This window comes from Microbacterium sp. NPDC055665, from assembly GCF_053618035.1.
Genome location: NZ_JBSHGY010000002.1, coordinates 25,803 through 41,978 on the forward strand (window position 1 = coordinate 25,803; position 16,176 = coordinate 41,978).

At 69.4% G+C, this 16,176-nt stretch carries 16 protein-coding genes; 6 read left to right on the top strand and 10 right to left on the bottom strand.

All coding sequences use genetic code 11. The annotated features are described in order from the left end of the window. From ACWGO6_RS05805 to ACWGO6_RS05830, 6 genes are read right to left on the bottom strand one after another with little or no spacing between them, the layout of a single operon-like run. Positions 1-234 carry a MoaD/ThiS family protein gene (locus ACWGO6_RS05805; protein WP_452326138.1) on the bottom strand — a complete coding sequence of 78 codons (234 nt, stop codon included), beginning with the start codon at positions 232-234 and terminating at the stop codon, positions 1-3. After that, complete coding sequence (locus tag ACWGO6_RS05810; protein WP_452326139.1) at positions 234-515, bottom strand: DUF6457 domain-containing protein; 282 nt, start codon at positions 513-515, stop codon at positions 234-236. Before ACWGO6_RS05810 ends, ACWGO6_RS05805 begins: the two co-directional genes overlap by 1 nt. Further along, on the bottom strand, positions 512-1,120 hold the full coding sequence (gene mobA, locus ACWGO6_RS05815; RefSeq protein ID WP_452326140.1) for a molybdenum cofactor guanylyltransferase: 609 nt from the start codon (positions 1,118-1,120) through the stop codon (positions 512-514). Before mobA ends, ACWGO6_RS05810 begins: the two co-directional genes overlap by 4 nt. After that, complete coding sequence (gene moaC / locus ACWGO6_RS05820) at positions 1,117-1,590, bottom strand: cyclic pyranopterin monophosphate synthase MoaC (protein ID WP_452326141.1); 474 nt, start codon at positions 1,588-1,590, stop codon at positions 1,117-1,119. Before moaC ends, mobA begins: the two co-directional genes overlap by 4 nt. Then, the gene (locus ACWGO6_RS05825; protein WP_452326142.1) at positions 1,587-2,813 is read right to left on the bottom strand and encodes a molybdopterin molybdotransferase MoeA; all 1,227 of its coding nucleotides are present in this window, start codon (positions 2,811-2,813) and stop codon (positions 1,587-1,589) included. Before ACWGO6_RS05825 ends, moaC begins: the two co-directional genes overlap by 4 nt. Next, complete coding sequence (locus ACWGO6_RS05830; RefSeq protein ID WP_452326143.1) at positions 2,810-3,904, bottom strand: ThiF family adenylyltransferase; 1,095 nt, start codon at positions 3,902-3,904, stop codon at positions 2,810-2,812. The genes ACWGO6_RS05825 and ACWGO6_RS05830 overlap by 4 nt, the downstream gene beginning before the upstream one ends. A 155-nt stretch (positions 3,905-4,059) precedes the next feature. On the opposite strand from ACWGO6_RS05830, the gene ACWGO6_RS05835 reads away from it, so the two are divergent. From ACWGO6_RS05835 to ACWGO6_RS05850, 4 genes are read left to right on the top strand one after another with little or no spacing between them, the layout of a single operon-like run. Beyond that, on the top strand, positions 4,060-4,449 hold the full coding sequence (locus ACWGO6_RS05835) for a TOBE domain-containing protein (protein WP_452326144.1): 390 nt from the start codon (positions 4,060-4,062) through the stop codon (positions 4,447-4,449). Beyond that, the gene (modA, locus tag ACWGO6_RS05840; RefSeq protein ID WP_452326145.1) at positions 4,446-5,216 is read left to right on the top strand and encodes a molybdate ABC transporter substrate-binding protein; all 771 of its coding nucleotides are present in this window, start codon (positions 4,446-4,448) and stop codon (positions 5,214-5,216) included. The genes ACWGO6_RS05835 and modA overlap by 4 nt, the downstream gene beginning before the upstream one ends. Before the next feature lie 25 nt (positions 5,217-5,241). Next, on the top strand, positions 5,242-6,075 hold the full coding sequence (locus tag ACWGO6_RS05845) for an ABC transporter permease (RefSeq protein WP_452326146.1): 834 nt from the start codon (positions 5,242-5,244) through the stop codon (positions 6,073-6,075). Further along, positions 6,072-6,824: a sulfate/molybdate ABC transporter ATP-binding protein gene (locus ACWGO6_RS05850; protein ID WP_136041603.1), complete on the top strand. Its 753-nt coding sequence runs from the start codon at positions 6,072-6,074 to the stop codon at positions 6,822-6,824. The genes ACWGO6_RS05845 and ACWGO6_RS05850 overlap by 4 nt, the downstream gene beginning before the upstream one ends. A 67-nt stretch (positions 6,825-6,891) precedes the next feature. Here the strand turns inward: ACWGO6_RS05850 and narI are convergent, their stop codons facing one another. From narI to ACWGO6_RS05870, 4 genes are read right to left on the bottom strand one after another with little or no spacing between them, the layout of a single operon-like run. Next, a complete protein-coding gene (gene narI, locus ACWGO6_RS05855; RefSeq protein ID WP_136041602.1) occupies positions 6,892-7,647 on the bottom strand; it encodes a respiratory nitrate reductase subunit gamma in 756 nt (251 codons plus the stop codon). Further along, positions 7,644-8,351 (bottom strand): nitrate reductase molybdenum cofactor assembly chaperone, encoded by a 708-nt coding sequence (narJ, locus tag ACWGO6_RS05860; protein WP_240745034.1) that lies wholly within the window; start codon positions 8,349-8,351, stop codon positions 7,644-7,646. Before narJ ends, narI begins: the two co-directional genes overlap by 4 nt. Continuing rightward, complete coding sequence (narH, locus tag ACWGO6_RS05865; RefSeq protein WP_136041601.1) at positions 8,348-9,985, bottom strand: nitrate reductase subunit beta; 1,638 nt, start codon at positions 9,983-9,985, stop codon at positions 8,348-8,350. Before narH ends, narJ begins: the two co-directional genes overlap by 4 nt. Then, the gene (locus ACWGO6_RS05870; RefSeq protein WP_452326147.1) at positions 9,982-13,701 is read right to left on the bottom strand and encodes a nitrate reductase subunit alpha; all 3,720 of its coding nucleotides are present in this window, start codon (positions 13,699-13,701) and stop codon (positions 9,982-9,984) included. Before ACWGO6_RS05870 ends, narH begins: the two co-directional genes overlap by 4 nt. A 161-nt stretch (positions 13,702-13,862) precedes the next feature. Between ACWGO6_RS05870 and ACWGO6_RS05875 the strand changes: the two genes are divergently transcribed. Together ACWGO6_RS05875 and moaA are read left to right on the top strand one after the other, a co-directional pair. Further along, a complete protein-coding gene (locus tag ACWGO6_RS05875; RefSeq protein WP_452326148.1) occupies positions 13,863-15,095 on the top strand; it encodes an MFS transporter in 1,233 nt (410 codons plus the stop codon). A 29-nt stretch (positions 15,096-15,124) separates the two neighbouring features. Beyond that, positions 15,125-16,165, top strand: coding sequence for a GTP 3',8-cyclase MoaA (moaA, locus tag ACWGO6_RS05880; RefSeq protein WP_452326522.1), 1,041 nt, complete (start codon positions 15,125-15,127; stop codon positions 16,163-16,165). The last annotated feature ends 11 nt before the right edge of the window (positions 16,166-16,176 follow it).

Here is a 16,176-nt window from a genome sequence, read left to right on the forward strand (position 1 = left end):
TCAGCCGCCGGCGAACGGAGGCAGCACGTCGACGGTCCCGGCCCCCGCCAGCGCGAAGTCATCGTCCACCCTGGCACCGTCGACGAGCAGGGCGCAGCGGTCGAGGATCGCCCCCAGTGCCGGATGCGCGTCTACGAGTTCGACCCGGAGCGCACCGAGGGTCGCGGCATCCGAGAGCTCCGTCGCACGGCCGGCCGCATCCTCGGCAGCCGCGAAGTACCGCACCGTCGCCATCAGCTCTGTCCCTCGGCGGCATGACCGTTCGCGAGCTCGACGATCACGGCAACCGTCGCACGCACGTCTTCGGGTGAGCCGCCCGCACGACCGGCGACGAGGCCGGCGACGAAGGCACTGAACGGCGCGGCGGGGCGCGCGACCCCGTTCGCGACGTCTCGGGCGAGGTCGAGGATCAACGCGATGGGCACATCCTCCGCGCTCAGGTCGAAGCGTTCGCGCAGCTCGCCGGCCCACGCATCGAGCGCCTCCGGGGGAAGGGTGCGGCTGTTCTCGGTCATGGTGTCTCCTCGAGTTCCTGTCGTGCACGAGCCAGGTCGGCGGGCGAGTCGATGTCGGCGGTGATCCCCTCCTGGTCGGCGACCCACTCGATGGCGAGGCCGCCGAGGAGTGCGCGGACGGAGGAATCCCGGTCGGTCTCGATGCGGTCGAGCGCGTGACGGACGGATGCCGTGCGATACAGACCGGCCAGCCACTGCGGATGCCCGTCCGCGGAGAACACGACTCCGTCGACGGATGCCGGGGCTGCGGCGTCATCGACGCGGTGGGAGAGCAATCCGTGCACGACCGCATCCGGACGCGCGAGATCGCCGGCGAGGATCAGCACCCACTCGGCCGACATCTGCGCGATTCCTGCGGCGATCCCCGCCACCGGACCACCGAGCGGCGGCTCCTCCCTCGTCCACACCACGTCGACCGCGTCGTCGAGCAGCGGTCCGACCGCCACGATCGGCGTCACCCCCGCATCGCCGAGCACATCCACTGTGCGCCCCAACAGCGATCGCCCCTCCAGCGTGAGAAGCGGTTTCACGATGCCGCCCATCCGACGCCCCTCGCCACCGACGAGCAGCACGGCGCCGACCCCGGCGTGCGACGAGGTGGTCACTCCCCCGGCCTCCGCCACGAACCGCTGCGCCCGCCCTCCTTGGCGACGATGCGGACGTTCTCGATCGTCACCGCGCGGTCCACACCCTTGATCATGTCGACGACCGCGAGCGCGGCGACCGAGACGGCCGTGAGCGCCTCCATCTCGACCCCGGTGCGGTCGGCCGTGCGCACGGTCGCGCTGATCCGGATCCCCTCGTCTTCGATGTCGAGGTCGACGACCGCGCCGTGCACGCCGATGACGTGTGCGAGCGGCAGCAGCTCCGGTGTGCGCTTGGCCGCCTGGATGCCGGCGATGCGGGCCACGGCGAGCACGTCACCCTTGGGCACGGCGCCGTCTCGGAGCAGGGCCACCGTCTCCGGCGTGCAGCGCACGAAGCCCGCGGCGGTTGCGGCGCGCACGGTCGGCTGCTTCTCGGTCACGTCGACCATGCGCGCGTGGCCGGCCGGATCCAGGTGGGTGAAGGTCATGACAGCTCCATCACGTCGATGAGGTCGCCGACCGAGACCTGTTCGATCTCGGCGGGGACGATGGCGTAGGCGGTGGCGGCCCCGAGGCCGACCGCGAGGTGAGAGCCGGATCCGCCGCGGGTCGCGGGATGCACCCGGCCGTCGGCGTCGATCACCGCCGGCAGATACTGGCGACGACCGGGAGGGGTGCGCCACCCGGTGCCGGCGGCGAGGGGTCGCCGGGGACGATGGATCTCACGACGACCCTGCATGCCCAGCAGCGCAGGGCGCACCAGCACCTCGAACGAGACCGCCACGCTCACCGGATTGCCGGGCAGTCCGAACAGCAGCATCCCGGCGTCGGTCACTCCGAACCCCTGAGGCTTGCCCGGCTGCATGGCGACCTGCACGAACTCCATCGCCTCGCTCAACGCCTGCCGCACCGGCTCGTACGCGCCGGCGCTCACGCCCCCGGAGAAGATCACGGCATCGAGCCCGAGTGCGGTCGCACGGGCCACAGCCTCGGCGGGACCTGCACCATCGTCGCCGACGACCTCGCGGAACACGACCTCGGCCCCGGCCTCTGCCACGAGCCCGGCGAGCAGCAGGCTGTTCGACTCCGGAATCTGCCCTCGGAGCAACGGCTCCCCCGGAGACACGAGCTCGGCGCCGGTCGAGACGATGGCCACCCGCGGGCGCGGCGCGACGGCGACCCGAGCGATGCCGACGGATGCCAGCGCGGCCCGCTGTCGCGCGCCGAGCAGGGTTCCCGTCTCGAGGACGACAGCGCCGACCGCGGCATCCTCCCCCGCCCGACGCACGTGCGCACCCTCCGCCCGCGGTGCGCGAACGACTCGGATCTCGCCCAGGGAATCGGCGAGGCCGCCGGCGGTGTCTTCGAAAGGCACGACCGTGTCGGCAGCGGACGGCACCGGAGCACCGGTCATGATGCGGGCAGCGGTTCCGGGGGCGAGCGGCGGATCCTCCCCGCTGCCCGCCGGCACGTCCGCCACGACGCGCAACACGGCAGGATCCCCATCGGACGCGGTGGCGACGTCGGCGAAGCGCACTGCGAAGCCGTCCATCGCGGAGTTCTCGAACACGGGGACGGGGTTCTGCGCGCGGGCCGGCTCCGACAGCGTGAAGCCGATCGCCTCGTCCAGAGGTCGAGTGACCGCCGGGCGGGACCGCACCGCGCCGAGCACGACGGCGAGCTGCTCCTCGACCGTGCGCATGCCGCTCATCGTGCGCTCCAGGCATCCATGCCGCCGGTCAGCACGACGGCATCCGCCCCGGCGCTCCGCAGCGCCGTCGCGGCACGCACCGCGCGCAGTCCGCGTTGGCAGACGACCACGACCCGACCCTCGGCGGCGAATTCCTCGGGGTGACCGAGGACGACTGCGAGAGGTGCGTGCCGGGAGCCGGGGATCGCCCCGGCGGCGATCTCGTCCGCCTCTCGCACGTCGAGCACGAGCGCGCCGGCGGCGATCTCGTCGTCGAGTGCATCCGCGGCGACGAAGGACACCTCGGCGCGGACGGGAGTCGTGGTCGCCACTCCGCTCGCCTCCCCCCGTCCCCGCAGCGGGACCTCGCTCATGCGTCCCCGCAGCGCGTCGATCAGCAGCACACGGCCGAACAGCGGTTCACCGATGCCGGCGATGAGCTTGATGGCCTCCATCGCGAGCACCGACCCCACCTGGAGGCAGAGCGCCCCGAGCACTCCCACCGTGGCGCAGTTCGGCAGCTCGCCGATGCCCTCGGGCGGATAGAGGTCACTGAGCACCACCGGTGCCACCCCCGCGGGCGGAGCCGACCAGAACACCGTGACCTGCGCGGCGAACTCCTGCACGACACCCCACACCAACGGCACCCCGACACGCTCGCACGCCGCAGCCACCAGCGTGCGTGTCTCGAATGTGTCGGAGCCGTCGATGACGAGGTCGGCGTCGGCGAGCAGCGCCTCGGCGTTGGCCGCGGTCAGGCGTTCGCGCACGGGACGCACGGTCGTCTCGGGCGAGAGATCGGCCGCGACGCGCACCGCGCTGTCGACCTTGGGCGCGTCGACGTCGGCCAGGCGGTGCAGCACCTGCCGCTGCAGGTTCGAGAGCTCGACCACGTCGTCGTCGATGACCGTGAGGGTGCCGACACCCGCTGCGGCGAGCGCGAGCACGACAGGAGATCCGAGTCCGCCTGCGCCGACGACCGCCACATGGGCCGCGCGCAGACGTCGCTGGCCTAGTGCCCCGAGGTCGGCGAGCACGAGGTGCCGTGCGGTCCGCTCCGACTCGGCCGCACTGAGGGCTGCGACGGGCTCGACGAGCGGAGGCAGCGGCATGCGCTCAGGCTACCCCGGGCGGCATGTCGTGGGGCCGTTCGAGCACCGGAGAAATATCCCTTCGCTGAGCACGACCCCGCACAGAAATCCGCGGATGCGGAATATTCACGACGAACACCGTGGATCTGCGGAACCCTCCCCTCTAGGCTCGGGCTGTGACCAGCTACCGCATCGCCGAAGCCGCTCGCCTGCTCGGCGTGAGCGACGACACGGTGCGTCGCTGGATCGACCAGGACGCCTTGCCGGTCACCGCCGACAGCCCCGCCCGCATCCCCGGCGAGGCCCTCGCGCAGCACGCGGTCGCCCTCGCCGTGGCTCCGCCCACTCCCGGCGACGTGCTCTCCAGCGCCCGCAACCGCTTCACGGGACTCGTCACCCGCGTGCAGATCGACGGCGTCATGGCGCAGGTCGACATCCAGGCGGGTCCTCATCGATTCGTGTCGCTGCTCTCCGCCGAGGCCGTGCGCGAGCTCGATCTGCAGCCGGGCTCGCTGGCCGTCGCGGTGATCAAGGCGACCACCGTGATCGTGGAGACACCGCGGTGACCGGCAGGCTCCTCGCCGGGTCGGCCGCGTTGGTCGTCGCCCTGCTGCTGGGCGGATGCTCTGCCGCCTCCTCCGCGGATCCCTCGCCTTCTGCCGCCGATGGAGAGCTCACCGGCGAGGTCACCGTCTTCGCCGCAGCCTCGCTCAGCCCGGTCTTCGACGAGATCGCGGCGGCATTCGGCGAGGAGCACCCGGCGGTCGATGTCGCGCCGATCGTGTACGACGGGTCGAGCGTGCTCGTCACGCAGCTCACCGAGGGTGCGCACGCCGACGTGCTCGCCACCGCCGACGAGCGCACGATGCAGACGCTCGTCGACACCGGCATCGCCGAAGACCCGGCGCCGTTCGCGACGAACACCCTCGTGGTCGCGACGCCCGCCGGAAACCCCGCCGGGATCACCTCGCTGGCCGACTTCGCGGAGGCGACCACCGTGCTGTGCGCGCCCGAAGTGCCTTGCGGGGCGGCGTCGCAGCTGCTGCTCGACGGCGCCGGCGTCTCGGTCACGGCGGCCAGTCTCGAGCAGAACGTCTCCGCCGTGCTGCAGAAGATCGTCGCCGGTGAGGCGGATGCGGGTCTGGTCTATGCGACCGACGTGGTGGGAGAAGACGTCGAGAGCTTCGCCCCGGACGGCAGCGACCAGGTCGTGAACCGCTACCCGATCGTTGCTCTCGACGGAGCGACGGACGCCGGCCGGGCCTTCGTCGAGTTCGTGCGGGGTCCGATCGGCCGGCAGATCCTCGCCGACCACGGGTTCGGTGCGCCATGACCACGATCGCGTGGCGAGGCGGAGCATGACGAGAACGAGCATGACGAGGATGCGGCAGGTCGACACGGGAGCGGCACCTCCCTTCCTCCTCGTCGCGCCTGCCGTGCTCGGCATCCTTCTGCTCGCGCTGCCGCTGATCTCCCTGCTCACGCGTGCGTCGTGGTCGACGTTCTGGGCCGACATCACCTCGACGGTGGCGCTGGACGCCCTCCGCCTCTCGCTCACCACCGGGCTCGCAGCGACCGCGCTGTGCATCGTGCTCGGCCTTCCGCTCGCGCTCCTCATCGCCCGCGCGGGGCCGCGGACCTCGGCCCTGTTGCGGGCACTCGTCGCGGTGCCGCTGGTGCTGCCGCCGATGGTCGGCGGCGTCGCGCTGCTGTTCCTCCTCGGCCGCTCCAGTCCGCTCGGGGGTCTGATCGCCGCGTGGTTCGGCACGGGCATCCCGTTCACCCCCGTGGCCGTGGTGCTGGCGCAGGCGTTCGTGGCTCTGCCGTTCCTCGTGCTCGCGGTCGAGGGGACCATCCGCAGCACGGGAAGCCGGTACGAGCGCACGGCCGCCACGCTGGGAGCATCGCCGAGCACGGTGCTGTGGCGGGTGACGCTGCCGCTCGCCGCTCCCGGCATCGTGGTCGGGGTGATCCTGTGCTTCGCCCGCGCCATCGGCGAGTTCGGGGCCACGGCCCTGTTCGCCGGCAATGCTCCCGGGGTGACGCAGACCATGCCGCTCGCGATCTACACCGCTTTCAACGGAGCGGGCGCCGGCCGCGAGACGGCTGTGGCCCTGTCGATCCTGCTGCTGGGGACCGCCGTCGTCGTGCTGCTGCTCGTGCGGGCGTGGCGTCCGGGGGCCCTCCGATGACGGGCGCCCGCGTCGGCGGCTCGGTCGGCGATGCCCGCGATGCGGGTGTTCTCGACGCTCACGTCGTCGTGCAGCACGCCGGGCTCGACGCCGAGCTCCGCGTCGCCGCAGGCGAGCTCGTCGCGATCATGGGCCCGAGCGGTGCCGGCAAGACCTCTCTGCTGGAAGCGATCGCCGGGCTCGTGCGGCTCGATGCCGGACACGTCGACCTCGACGGGGACCGCCTGTCCGGAGAGCGGCAGCACACGCCGCCGTCGCGCCGTTCGATCGGTCTGCTCGGGCAGGACGCCCTGCTGTTCCCGCACATGACTGCGGCCGAGAACATCGCCTTCGCTGCCCGGGCCGGCGGCGGCACCCGCGAAGAGTCCACCCGACGGGCGACCGAGTGGCTGGACCGCATCGGTCTCGCGGGATACGGTCCGCGGCGGCCCGACGAGCTCTCCGGCGGACAACGCCAGCGCATCGCCCTCGCGCGGGCCCTCGCCGCATCCCCTCGGCTGCTGCTGCTCGACGAGCCGTTCACCTCGCTCGATGTCGAGGCCGCGGCCCAGCTGCGCGAGGTCGTGCGCGAACAGCGCGGAACCACCACGACGATCCTCGTCTCGCACGGCATCCTCGATGCTCAGGCTCTCGCGGAGCGGCTGGTGATCGTGCAGGCCGGACGCATCGTGCAGGATGCCGCCGTCGCCGAGGTCCTGGCCTCCCCGGCGACCCCCTTCGCCGCTGCCGTCGCCGACTCGGCGCGCTGAACGCTTCGCCGACTCGGCGCGCTGACGAGGACATCCCCCACGGATGCCTGCGCGCGGAGGCGGCGTATCAGGGACGCCGCAGACGCTCCGGGTCCGGAGTGGAGATGGGATCCCACCCTCGCTTCGGCGCCCTGGATCCGTTCTGGTCGTCGCGGGAGCGGTAGACGATGTACGGGCGGAACAGGTACCCGACCGGCGCCGAGAACACGTGCACGAGGCGGGTGAACGGCCACAGCGCGAACAGAAGTGTGGCCGTGAGCACATGCAGCTGGAACAGCAGCGGCACATCGAGCATCAGGTCGGGTCGCGGCTGGAGGATGATCAGCTGGCGCAACCACGGGGAGACCGTCTCGCGGTAATGGAAACCACCGCCGAACACCTGGTGCACCACGGTGGCCGCGGTGCCGAACAGGAGCGTCGCCCCCAGGAACACGTACATCACCTTGTCCATGACGGTGGTCGCCAGGAACACGGCCGCGACCGTGCGGCGTCGGTAGATGAGGATGGCGAGCCCCGCCAAGGTCAGTAGCGCCGCCGCCGTCCCGAGCACGGTCGCCCCGATGTGATACATCTCCTCGTTGATGCCGATCGCGTACAGCCACTCCCGCGGGATGAGGAGCCCGACCACATGCCCGGCGATCACCATGAGGATGCCGAGGTGGAACATCGGCGATCCCCAGCGCAGCAGCCTGTTCTCGTACGTCTGCGAGGAGCGGGTCGTCCAGCCGAACTTGTCGTAGCGATACCGCCAGATGTGACCGACGACGAAGATCGCCGCGCACACGTACGGCAGCGCGACCCACAGGATGATCTGCAGACTCATATCGATTCCCTCGCTCGGAATGCGGGCATCGGGAGGCTCAGCCCGACCGTCTCCGCGGGCGGCCCTTCATTCACCAGTGCGAGCACTCGCTCTCTCGTCGCCTGGTCGACCTTCGGCAACGACAGCGTCACGGCGCGCACGGGATCGGCCCAGCGACTGCCCATGCTCTCCAGCGCCGCCCGCAGCACTTCGACGCCTTCTCGGTGCGCGGCCAGGAGAGCGTCGGCGATGGGAGACCCCGACAGCGCCGAGAACTCCAGCACCGCCGGCAGGAAGTCGGGCAGGTCGGCCGCGTCGAATTCCCAGCCCGCGGCACGGTACGCCTCGAGGAACGTGACGAGTGCGGTGCCGCGACGCCGAGTGTCACCGGTCGCGTAGTAGCTCAGGTACAACGAGCACTTCCGCTTCAGGTCGAACGTCGTCACGTATTCGCGCTGCAGCCCCGATGCACCATCACGCTCCGCCCCGTCGAGGAACCGCGTCATCGGGTCGGCCACGGCGCGGGGCAGCGCTGCGATGTGCGCGCGCAGGACCGGGATCCGATCGAACCACGCGGCGTCCGGATACTCCAGCAGCAGCGACGCGAGCATGTGCACCGTCCGACGCTGCCCCGCGGTGAGCGCCGCAGGAGCCAGCGTGTCGGGAAGCGGGCGCAACGGCGTGACCCGTTCCGTCCGGTCCCGGATGGGGAGCACGCTGCTCACGACTTCGCCTCCGGTGGGAACATGCCGCCCGGTCGGCCGTTGCCGTCCCAGTTCAGCAGGTTCAGGCGATTCGGGGTCGACGGCCTGTCGGCGGTCTGCCGGTCGGCCAACACGTGGAAGTTCTCCACGGCGACCGGCGTCGGATAGCCGCTGTTCGCTCCGAAGGGGCCGGCACCGCCCATGCCCGGCCCGTCTTCATAATCGAGCGAACAGGCCATCTCCTCCAGCTCGTGCGCTCTCTCCGCGTGCGCTGCCGGGATCACGTATCGCTCCTCGTACTTCGCGATCGCGAGCAGCCGGTACATCTCCTCGATCTCGGTACCGGTCATGCCGACGGCCGCCGCGATGCGCTCGTCGCGCTCGTCATCGATGCTGACCCCGCGCATGTAGGACCGCATCGCCGCGAGCTTGCGCAGCGATGCGTCCACGGGTTTCGGATCGCCCGCGGTGAACATCTCGGCGAGGTATCCGATCGGGATCCGGAGCTTGTCGATCGCGGCGAACAGCGTGCGCGCATCTTCGCCGTCGTTGCCCGACCCGGTGATCACGTCGACGACCGGCGACAGCGGCGGGATGTACCAGACCATCGGCATCGTCCGATACTCGGGGTGCAGGGGAAGCGCGACCTTGTACTTCTGGATCAACCGATGGATCGGGCTTCGCTGGGCGGCCTCGATCCAGTCCTCGGGGATCCCGTCACGACGTGCGGCCTCGATCACTGCCGGGTCGTTCGGGTCGAGGATCACCGAACGCTGCGCCTCGAGGAGCTCGTGCTCGTCCTCCACCGCCGCAGCTTCGGCGACCCGATCGACGTCGTAGAGCACCAGCCCGAGGTACCGCAGTCGGCCGACGCAGGTCTCCGAGCACACGGTGGGCAGCCCGACCTCGATCCGCGGGTAGCACATCGTGCACTTCTCAGCCTTGCCGGTCTTGTGATTGAAGTAGACCTTCTTGTACGGGCAGCCCGACACGCACATGCGCCACCCGCGACATGCATCCTGATCCACGAGGACGATGCCGTCCTCTTCCCGCTTGTACATCGCACCCGACGGACACGAGGCCACGCACGAGGGATTGAGGCAGTGCTCGCAGATGCGGGGCAGGTAGAACATGAAGGCCTTCTGGAATTCCGCCTCGACCTGCTCGCTCATCTTCTGCAGGATCGGGTCCTCCTGCATCGTCTCGATGGAACCGCCCAGATCGTCGTCCCAGTTGGCCGACCACGAGATCTTCATGTCCTTGCCGGTGATCAGACTCTTCGGTCGGGCCACCGGAGTGTGCTCACCGCTCGGAGCGTTGACGAGCATGTCGTAGTCGTACGTCCAGGGCTCGTAGTAGTCGTCGATGCCCGGCAGCTTCGGGTTGGAGAAGATACGCATGAGCTTCGCCAACCGTCCACCGCTGCGCAGGCGCAGCCGACCGCGCTTGTCGCGCACCCAGCCACCGCCCCACTTCTCCTGATCCTGATAGCCGCGCGGGTACCCGACGCCCGGTCGTGTCTCGACGTTGTTGAACCAGACGTACTCCATGCCGGTGCGGTTCGTCCATGCCTGCTTGCACGTGACCGAGCAGGTGTGACACCCGATGCACTTGTCGAGGTTCATCACCATCGACATCTGCGCCATGACCTTCATCGGTACCGCACCTCCTGGTCGCGGCGGCGGATCGTGGTGACCTCGTCGCGCTGGTTCCCGGTCGGGCCGAGATAGTTGAACGCCCACGACAGCTGCGCGTAGCCGCCGATCAGATGGCTGGGCTTGAGCAGGATGCGGGTGAGGGAGTTGTGGATGCCACCGCGCTGGCCGCTGATCTCCGAGATGGGCACATCCACCGTTCGATCCTTCGCGTGGTACATGTACACGGTGCCCTCGGGCATGCGGTGCGACACGTTCGCCCGCGCGACCACCACGCCGTTGCGGTTGTAGGACTCGATCCAGTCGTTGTCGCGGACGCCGATCTTGTCGGCATCCTGCGGACTCATCCAGATGGTGGGGCCGCCACGCGACAGCGACAGCATGAAGAGGTTGTCCTGATACTCCGAGTGGATCGACCACTTGGAGTGCGGCGTCAGATAGCGCACATGCACCTCTGCGGCGCCGTTGGTTCCGGGGACGACGTCGCCGAACAGCCGGTGCATGTCGAGCGGCGGGCGATAGATGGGCAGCGTCTCGCCGAGCTCGTCCATCCAGTCGTGGTCGAGGTAGAAGTGCTGGCGACCAGTCAGGGTGTGCCAGGGCTTGAGGTGCTCGACGTTTATCGCGAAAGCCGTGTAGCGGCGCCCTCCGTGCTCCGATCCGGACCATTCCGGAGACGTGATCACGCTGCGGGGCTGCACCGAGACGTCGGAGAAGGTCAGGTGCGTCCCTTCGTGCTCCTCGGCGAGGAACGCCATCTCCTGGCCGGTGTGCTTTCCGAGCGCCTGGAAGCCCTGCACCGCGAGGCGGCCGTTGCTCGTGCCCGAGAACGCGAGGATCATCTCGCACGCACGACGGTCGCTGTCCAGGCGCACCGATCCGGCATAGGGACCAGCCTCGACGACGCCGTTGCTCCTCTTGAGCTTCTCGATCTCGGGCTCGGCCCGATACGTGATGCCCTTGGTGGTCATACCCAGCTTCTGCGTGAGCGGTCCGAGCGCCTTCCACCGAGCGAACAGATTCGGGTAGTCGCGCTCGACGACGACGAGCTTCGGCATCGTCACGCCCGGCACGCGTGGCAGGTCTTCCACCTTGCCGTGAGGTGTCGCCATCGCGTCGGGGGTGTCGTGCTGCAGAGGCGCCGCCACGAGGTCCCGCCGCACACCCAGGTGGGTGCGGGCCATCTCGCTGAACTTCTCCGCCAGCATCCCGAACGTGTCGAAGTCGGTCTTGGTCTGCCAAGGCGGCGCGATCGCCGGGTTGAACGCATGGATGAACGGGTGCATGTCGGTCGACGAGAGGTCGTGCTTCTCGTACCAGGTCGCCGCCGGCAGCACGATGTCGCTGAAGAGCGTGGTGCTCGTCATGCGGAAATCTGCCGTCATCAGGAGATCGAGCTTGCCCTCCGGAGCCTCGTCCCGCCAGGTCATGGTCGTCGGACGAGAGCCGGGCGCGGTTTCGTCGGCGCGGATCGCCGCGTCGGTGCCGAGCAGATGCTTGAGGAAGTACTCGTTGCCCTTGCCCGAGGAGCCGAGGATGTTCGCGCGCCACACCAGGACGACGCGAGGGAAGTTCTCCGGCGCGTCCGGATCCTCCACGGCGAACTTCAGGGAACCGTCGTCGAGGCTGTCGACGACGTGCTGCGCCGGCTCCTTTCCGAGAGCATCGGCCTCGTCGCACAGATCCAGCGGGTTGCGGTCGAACGTCGGGTAGCTGGGCATCCATCCGCGCTGCACGGACTCGACGAGACAGTCGGCCGTGGTGCGGTCGGCGAAGCGGCCGAGACCCAACGGAGACGAGAGCTGGTCGGCCGGGAGTCCGTCGTAACGCCACTGATCGGTCGCCAGGAACCAGAATGCGGTGCCGATGGTGTGACGCGGAGGGCGGCCCCAGTCTGCGGCGGCCGCGTACTGCTGGTATCCCGTGATCGGACGCACCTTCTCCTGCCCGACGTAGTGCGCCCAGCCGCCGCCGTTCACCCCCTGGCATCCGGTCATGGTCGTCAGCGCCAAGAAGGTGCGGTAGATCGTGTCGGAGTGGAACCAGTGATTCGTGCCGGCGCCCATGAGGATCATCGACCGACCGCCCGACCGCTCGGCGTTGTCGGCGAACTCGCGTGCGATGCGAAGCGCCTGCGGGGCCGGCACCGCCGTGTGCTCCTCCTGCCACGCGGGCGTCCCCGGACTGCTCGCGTCGTCGTAGCCCGTCGGCCACGCACCCGGCAGCCCTTCGCGACCGACGCCGTACTGCGCGAGCATGAGGTCGAAAACGGTCGTGACCTTCCGCCCGGCGACCGTGCGCACCGGAACGCCGCGCACGACGACGCCCGACCCCCCGGCATGCTCCTGACCCGGCTCCGGATCGAGGTCGAAGCGCGGCAGCCGCACCTCGACGGCGCCATGATCACCCGGCAGGTCGCTGATCGAGAGCGGCGGGACGACGTCGCCGAGGTCGAGATTCCAACGCCCCTCGTCCTCTGCCGTGAACCGGTGGCCGAGGGAGCCGTTCGGAACCACGGGGTTCCCGACGGCGTCGAGCAGCACGGGTTTGAAGTCCGCGCGCGCCTGCGCTGCCGCATCCCCGTCGAGATCCGAGGCGGTGACGAACTTGCCCGGCACCAGCCCGCCGTCCCTCTCTTCCAGAGCCACGAGGAAGGGCGCATCGGTGTAGCGCCGCATGTAGTCCTCGAACCGCGGTGTCCTCTTCTCGACGAAATGCTCACTGAGGATGACATGGCCCATCGCGAGCGCGAGCGCGGCATCCGTACCCGGGTGGGGCGCGACCCATTCGTCGGCGAACTTGGTGTTGTCGGTGTAGTCCGGCGAGACCGTGACGACCTTCTGGCCGCGGTAGCGTGCCTCGGCCATGAAGTGCGCGTCCGGCGTGCGCGTGACGGGGACGTTCGACCCCCACATGATGAGGTAGCCCGCGTTCCACCAGTCGGCGGACTCGGGCACGTCGGTCTGATCACCGAACATCTGGGGGCTCGCGACGGGCAGGTCGGCGTACCAGTCGTAGAACGACAGCATCGTTCCGCCGAGCAGGTTGAGGAAGCGGGAGCCCGCGCCATGGGAGACCATCGACATGGCCGGGATCGGCGAGAAGCCCGCCACCCGGTCAGGGCCGTACTCCTTCACCGTGTGCACGTGGGCCGCGGCCGCGATCTCGAGCACCTCGTCCCAGGTCGCACGGATCAGACCGCCCTTGCCGCGGACACGTTTGTAGGCGGTGGACTTCTCCGGATCCTCGACGATCGAGGCCCAGGCGTCGACGGGGTCGGCGTGCACGGCTCGCGCTTCACGGTAGAGCTGGGCGAGGGTTTCTCGGATGTAGGGATAGCGCACCCGGGTCGGCGAGTACGTGTACCAGCTGAAGGCAGCGCCGCGGGGGCATCCGCGCGGTTCGTACTCCGGAGAGTCGGGGCCGATGGAGGGGTAGTCGGTCTGCTGCGCCTCCCACGTGATGATGCCGTCCTTGACGTACACCTTCCAGGAGCAGGAGCCCGTGCAGTTCACGCCGTGCGTGGACCGCACCACCTTGTCGTGCGACCAGCGATCGCGGTAGAACGCGTCGCCCGAGCGGCCGCCCTCCAGAAACAGCGAGCGGAGATCGGAGGAGACCTCGCCCGGCCGCATGAACCTGCCGAGGCTCACCAGCCCGTCGGCGAGAGCACCGTCGGTGGAGTGCGGACTCTCGGTTCGGATGCCAGGGGTCATCGTGTCTCCTTCAGGCGGCCTTTGACTCAGCATCCAACACCCGGACATGCACCCGCACAAGGGTGCGCCGTGTTAATCCGCGAAGCAATTAGCACGGGAGAACAGGGTGGTGGGCGGGGTGCTCGCGGGGCTACTCTCGTCGCTCAGAGGAGGAACCACCCATGAGTTCTGCCGCAGCTTCCCCCGCCCGGTCCGAGCTCAAAGGCGGCTTCGCGCAGGTGATCCTCGCGACCCTCGCCTCCACGGTCGGCTTCTGGGCCTGGATGGCGATCGCACCGCTGCAGAAGGCGTACGCCACCGAGATGGGCCTCGATGAGGGGCAGATCTCCCTGATGCTCGCCACGCCCGTGCTGGTGGGCGCGCTCGGACGCATCGTCGTCGGCGCGATGACCGACCGCTTCGGCGGACGGAAGATGTTCACCGCCGTGCTACTGATCTCGGTTCCGGCCGTGCTCCTCGTCGCGGTGGCAGGAGAGATCCGCAGCTTCCCTCTGCTTCTGATCGCCGGGTTCTATCTCGGTGTCGCCGGAACGATCTTCGCGGTCGGCATCCCCTTCTCGAGCGCGTGGTTCCCGCCGGCTCGACGCGGGTTCGCGAACGGCGTGTTCGGTATGGGGATGATCGGAACGGCCGTCTCGGCGTTCTTCACACCCCGCCTGGTGGAGTCGATCGGGTACCTCCCGACGCACCTGGTGATCGCGGGGGCACTGGCCGTACTGGCCGTGCTGTCGTGGTTCTTCCTCCGCGACTCGCCCGTCTGGCGTCCCAACACCGAGCGGTTCGTGCCCAAGGTCGTCGGCGCGCTGAAGCTCGCGGTGACGTGGGAGATGGCGTTCCTCTACGGCATCGTGTTCGGTGGATTCGTCGCGTTCTCGACCTTCCTGCCCAAGTACCTCACCACGATCTATCCCGACGACGTCGATGTCGTCGGAGCGGGGACGCGAACCGCTCTCTTCGCCGCGGCGGCGGTCATCGCGCGTCCCATCGGCGGCGTGCTGGCCGATCGCTTCGGCCCCAAGGTGATCGCACTGATCTCGCTCGGAGGGATCGTGTCCCTCGCGTACATCGTGGGCCAGCAGCCGCCCGAAGGTATCGTCACCGGGGTCACCTTCATCCTGATGGCCGCTGCGATGGGGCTCGGCATGGGTGCGGTCTTCGCCTGGATCGGTCCATCGACGCCACCGGAGAAGGTCGGATCCGTCAGCGGCATCGTCGCGGCAGCGGGAGGCCTCGGCGGATACTTCCCGCCCCTGGTCATGGGAGCCACGTACAACGCCGACACCAACTCCTACTCACTGGGCCTCTGGCTTCTCGTGTTCGTCGGCGCCTTCGCCCTGGTGGTGGCGGGAATGCTCCGAGACGTGGGCGGAAAGCGTAATCTGGGACGATCGTGACCACCGTTCCCGTGCAGATCGGACGCCGGATGCCACTGGCGCCGGCCGAGACCTCCACGGCCTCCACCCGTGCACTCCTGGACACGCATGGCCGCAGCCACCGGGATCTCCGCATCTCGCTCACCGACCGCTGCTCGTTGCGCTGCACCTATTGCATGCCGGAGCAGGGCAACGAGTGGCTCGCTCGCGAGTCGATCCTGTCGGTCGACGAGATCGTCCGGATCGCCCGCATCGCCGCGGCGGCAGGCATCACCACCTTCCGCCTCACGGGCGGCGAACCGTTGCTGCGTCGCGACATCGTCGACGTCGTGCGCCGACTGCGGGAGATCGACACCGACGACGGCCCCGTGCAGGTCGCGATGACGACGAACGGAATCCGCCTCGACGAGGTGATCGACGACCTGATCTCCGCGGGCCTGAGCCGCCTGAACATCTCGATCGACACACTGCGCCCCGACAGGTTCGCCGCCTTGACGCGACGTGACCGCCTCGACGACGTGCTGCGTGGGATCGCGGCGGCCTCGTCATCCGGATTGCGCCCGCTCAAGCTGAACACGGTCGCGATGCGCGGGGTCAACGAAGACGAGCTGTGCGACCTCGTCGATTTCGCGATCGCGCACGGAGCCGAACTGCGCTTCATCGAGCAGATGCCGCTGGACGCCGGTCACACCTGGGATCGGGATCGGATGGTCACCCGTGAGGAGATCCTCGACACGCTCGCCGAGCGCTGGACGCTGACCGAGAGCCCCGGCCGCGGCGGGGCACCTGCCGAGCGTTGGCGTCTCGATGGCGGGGTGGCGACGGTCGGCGTGATCGCCTCTGTCACGGCTCCCTTCTGCGGCGCATGCGATCGTCTGCGACTCACGGCCGACGGGCAGCTGCGGAACTGCCTGTTCTCCACCGATGAGTTCGACCTCCTTCCTGTGCTTCGAGCCACGGGCGGCGCGGGCTCCGACGCGGCGGTCGACGACGTGCTGCGGCGCTGCGTCTGGGCCAAGCTCCCCGGTCACGCGATCAACGACCCGGCCTTCCTCCAGCCGGCGCGCGGCATGAACGCCATCGGCGGCTGAGTCCGGCGCCG

Excerpts from the sequence above, each read along its gene's own strand:
- ACWGO6_RS05805 (WP_452326138.1), bottom strand. The coding sequence starts at position 234 with ATGGCGACGGTGCGGTACTTCGCGGCTGCCGAGGATGCGGCCGGCCGT.
- ACWGO6_RS05810 (WP_452326139.1), bottom strand. The coding sequence starts at position 515 with ATGACCGAGAACAGCCGCACCCTTCCCCCGGAGGCGCTCGATGCGTGG.
- moaC (WP_452326141.1), bottom strand. The coding sequence starts at position 1,590 with ATGACCTTCACCCACCTGGATCCGGCCGGCCACGCGCGCATGGTCGAC.
- ACWGO6_RS05825 (WP_452326142.1), bottom strand. The coding sequence starts at position 2,813 with ATGAGCGGCATGCGCACGGTCGAGGAGCAGCTCGCCGTCGTGCTCGGC.
- ACWGO6_RS05830 (WP_452326143.1), bottom strand. The coding sequence starts at position 3,904 with ATGCCGCTGCCTCCGCTCGTCGAGCCCGTCGCAGCCCTCAGTGCGGCC.
- ACWGO6_RS05845 (WP_452326146.1), top strand. The coding sequence starts at position 5,242 with ATGACGAGAACGAGCATGACGAGGATGCGGCAGGTCGACACGGGAGCG.
- ACWGO6_RS05850 (WP_136041603.1), top strand. The coding sequence starts at position 6,072 with ATGACGGGCGCCCGCGTCGGCGGCTCGGTCGGCGATGCCCGCGATGCG.
- narI (WP_136041602.1), bottom strand. The coding sequence starts at position 7,647 with ATGAGTCTGCAGATCATCCTGTGGGTCGCGCTGCCGTACGTGTGCGCG.
- narH (WP_136041601.1), bottom strand. The coding sequence starts at position 9,985 with ATGAAGGTCATGGCGCAGATGTCGATGGTGATGAACCTCGACAAGTGC.
- ACWGO6_RS05870 (WP_452326147.1), bottom strand. The coding sequence starts at position 13,701 with ATGACCCCTGGCATCCGAACCGAGAGTCCGCACTCCACCGACGGTGCT.
- ACWGO6_RS05875 (WP_452326148.1), top strand. The coding sequence starts at position 13,863 with ATGAGTTCTGCCGCAGCTTCCCCCGCCCGGTCCGAGCTCAAAGGCGGC.
- moaA (WP_452326522.1), top strand. The coding sequence starts at position 15,125 with ATGCCACTGGCGCCGGCCGAGACCTCCACGGCCTCCACCCGTGCACTC.